This is a genomic window from Myxacorys chilensis (assembly GCF_059505265.1).
In genome coordinates this window covers 1-3,229 of sequence record NZ_JCACKG010000205.1, presented here as the reverse complement: position 1 = coordinate 3,229, position 3,229 = coordinate 1, and the positions used below count along the sequence as shown (strand labels likewise).

Sequence of the window (3,229 nt, the reverse complement as noted above, 5' to 3'; positions counted from 1 at the left end):
TTATTTCACTGCCTTGCTGATTGAACTTCGCTGAAATGTCAACACAACCTAGCAACTATATTAATTAGTTGCTAGAGCTATTAATTAGTTGATAAATCAAAACATTATGATTAATTGAAGCGCTGTTCGTTGGTTTGAGCGGTTACAAGTAAAACTACCAATCAAAATTTTGACTAAATAGCAACCTAGTCTCGAATTGAACCTTAAAGTTTAGTTATAGTAAGTCCTGAGAATTAATTGTAGGGGCAATGAAAGTATGCAACCCCGTCAAAGCATCACAGATCTCTTCTCGACCTTTCTACAGTTTGAAGCCGACCACGTTAGCCGTTGGGCAACCGACGCAAAGCTACGGCGCAGTATGAAGGCGCATTTGACTGAGGTTGCAGACGCTAAACCTTCAGAACAATTCTGGTCAACCTATTGGCATCGACGCTGGTGCGAAGAGCAAACCTTTAGAGAAACCGCACTAGGTCATTTGTCCGCCTATTTGCAAGAGACTTGTTATTGGAGTGCATACAGAGGACATCAATGGCTCGCTGAAGCGCGATATCGCGCTTCAGACTGCTTTCAAATCGCGATCGCAGAAGTTCCTAAAATTTTGAAGGCGAGAGATCCCAATTATCCAGGAAGTCTTAAAACTTACGCAGGCAATGCATTTAAAAATATTATTCGCGACTTTTTGCGGCAGAGCCGAGAAGTTGATTTGTGTAGTGATTGGGGACTGCTGCTAAAGCTCAGTCGCAAACGGTTAACAGAAGCATTAACTCAAGCGGGGTTAAATTCCGACACGCTCACTCAGTACGTACTCGCTTGGACGTGTTTTGAAACCGCTTATCTGCCGACCAAGTCTCCGAATTTGCGAAAACTGCCTGCCCCGGATCCAGAAACTTGGGCCGCGATCGCGACTCTATATAATAATCAACGCCGTCAGCTTAAAACACCTGGAGCCGAGCAGAGCGCCGAGACGATTGCGAGTTGGTTATCAACCTGCACTCGTCATGCCCGCGCTTATTTATATCCTCCTGTTGCATCGCTGAACGCACCTAAACCAGGCTACGAGTCCAAAGAATGGCAGGATGACTTACCGGATCACGATCGCGAGTCTCTGCTAGATGATTTGATTCTTCAAGAGGACACCGAAGCACGGCAAACGCAACATAACGATGTTAGCGGAGCTTTAAAGGCTGCGATCGCTCAATTGGATCCGACCGCTCAAGACCTGTTGACTCTTTACTACAGCCAAAAACTGACTCAGCAACAGATTGCTAAACAGCTAAATGTTCAGCAATACACGGTTTCTCGCAAACTCTCAAAAACGCGCGAAACTCTCCTTCTAGCGCTAACTCGATGGAGCCAAGAGACGTTGCATATTTCACTAACCTCCGACGTGGTGAAAAATATCAGCCTGGTTTTAGAAGAATGGCTGCAAGACAGGATGTAAACATGAATACCCCTACCCAACCAGAATTACAAATTTCGGATGCCATTCACCAAGTCGCTTGGCAGCAGAGCCAACGTTACTCAACGCCACGAGCGATGTGGAGTGCCTATATCAATCAAGTCTGCCTCGATACGGTTCTTCCCTGGCTGCAAGACGACTATGATGTTACCCCAACTGTCCAGTTCAACGCAGGCGGTATTCTAAATGGAATTGCGCTTTCACTCAACCAAAAACGCCTGATCCTCATTCCCGATAAAAGTATTGATACCAGTGAACTGAGAGTGCCGCAAGAATGGATTGATGTCCCTAGTTTGGTCGGAGATTACTATTTAGCCGTTCAAATCAACCCAGATGAGAAGTCGGTAAGGGTTTGGGGATACACCACGCATCAGCAACTCAAGGCAAAGGGACAATATGATGCTGACGATCGCACGTACTCAGTGAACAATTACCAATTAATTCAAGATCTTCAGGTGCTTCGCGTAGTGCAGCAACTCTGTGCCAATGAACCGACTCAAGCTGCTGTTTCTGCGTTGGCAGAAGTACCTCAAGTGCAGGCGGAAAACTTATTGCAGCGGCTCTCTCAAATCGCTATTGATCAAATCCGTTTAGAGTTACCTTTTACACTGTGGGGTGCATTACTAGACTCGGAACCGTGGCGTCAACGATTGGTTCAGCTTCAGAACCAATCTGTCAATCAAACTAGCGTTGTTACAAATTTAACCCAGTGGTTTCAAAATACATTTACCGAAACATGGCGATCGCTAGAAACGGTGTTGAATCCTGAATCACCAGCGCTTAATTTTCGACAAGCGGCGTCATCTGAACTCACGATTCAGCGCGTGAAAGTGTTGTCATTAGCTGAACAAACGGTTCTCCTCATCATCGCCCTAACCGCTGAACCCGATGGAAGAGTTGGCATTCGGATTCAGCTCTCCCCGCCTGAAGGTACACTCTGCTTGCCTCAGCATCTCAACTTATCTCTTCTGTCCAGTCGAGGCAACACCATTCAATCGGTGCAAACTCGTAGTCAAGATAATTCAATTCAACTGCAACGCTTTAAGTGCCCTGTTGGAACTCAATTTCAAGTGCAGGTTAGTTATCTAGATGGAGTAGTCACCGAAAACTTCCAATGTTAAAGCGGCTCTCTGAAGTCTATATTTGACAGTATTTTCTGTGCTTAACAAATTTCGTACTCGACAATGCTGAAACACATCCAACGGAGTTTACTGTGAAAATTTCTCGTCGTTGGTTTCTGGGTTTGTTGCTACTGTCCGCCTGTAGTGCTAAATCGGCAGCGAACCGAGGCGGATCATTCACGGTGGGTGCAGTCAGCTACGGTGAAGGCAGCAAAGCGCTGGATCGCTACGATCGCTTCAAACGGTACTTGAGCGAGAGAACAGGTTCGGTGGTCGAATTCGAGCCTGCCTTTAACGAAAATAAAGCCCTTGAGCGGATTCAAAATCGGGCGTGGACACTGGTATTCGCCCCTCCAGGTTTAGCTGCGATCGCGATTTCCCGATATCAATACACACCTCTGTTTCCATTAGCGGGCGTGCAAAATTTACGCTCGGTGTTTGTCGTTCGTGAAGACAGCGATATTCAGAAAGTGGCTGCGATCGCTGGAAAATCTGTTGCTCTCGGACAACCCGGTTCAGCTACAGGATATTATCTACCCCTCTTCAACGTGTATGGGCTAGCGCTGTCCGAACTTGTGCTGTCCCCAACTCCAAGCAGGGCTGGTTTATCTATGAGAGAAAAAGCAGAATGGAGCAGTTGTTTCTGCCC

Annotated in this window: 3 protein-coding genes; all 3 read left to right on the top strand. The window is 46.5% G+C overall.

What is annotated here, in order from left to right; genetic code table 11:
* Positions 1 to 256 precede the first annotated feature (256 nt).
* The gene (locus tag AC5JLB_RS19890) at positions 257 to 1,441 is read left to right on the top strand and encodes a sigma-70 family RNA polymerase sigma factor (protein ID WP_495875554.1); all 1,185 of its coding nucleotides are present in this window, start codon (positions 257 to 259) and stop codon (positions 1,439 to 1,441) included.
* 2 nt (positions 1,442 to 1,443) lie between these two features.
* Positions 1,444 to 2,580, top strand: coding sequence for a DUF1822 family protein (locus tag AC5JLB_RS19885; protein WP_495875553.1), 1,137 nt, complete (start codon positions 1,444 to 1,446; stop codon positions 2,578 to 2,580).
* A gap of 92 nt (positions 2,581 to 2,672) precedes the next feature.
* On the top strand, positions 2,673 to 3,229 hold a 557-nt coding region (locus AC5JLB_RS19880; protein WP_495875552.1), incomplete at its 3' end, for a phosphate/phosphite/phosphonate ABC transporter substrate-binding protein.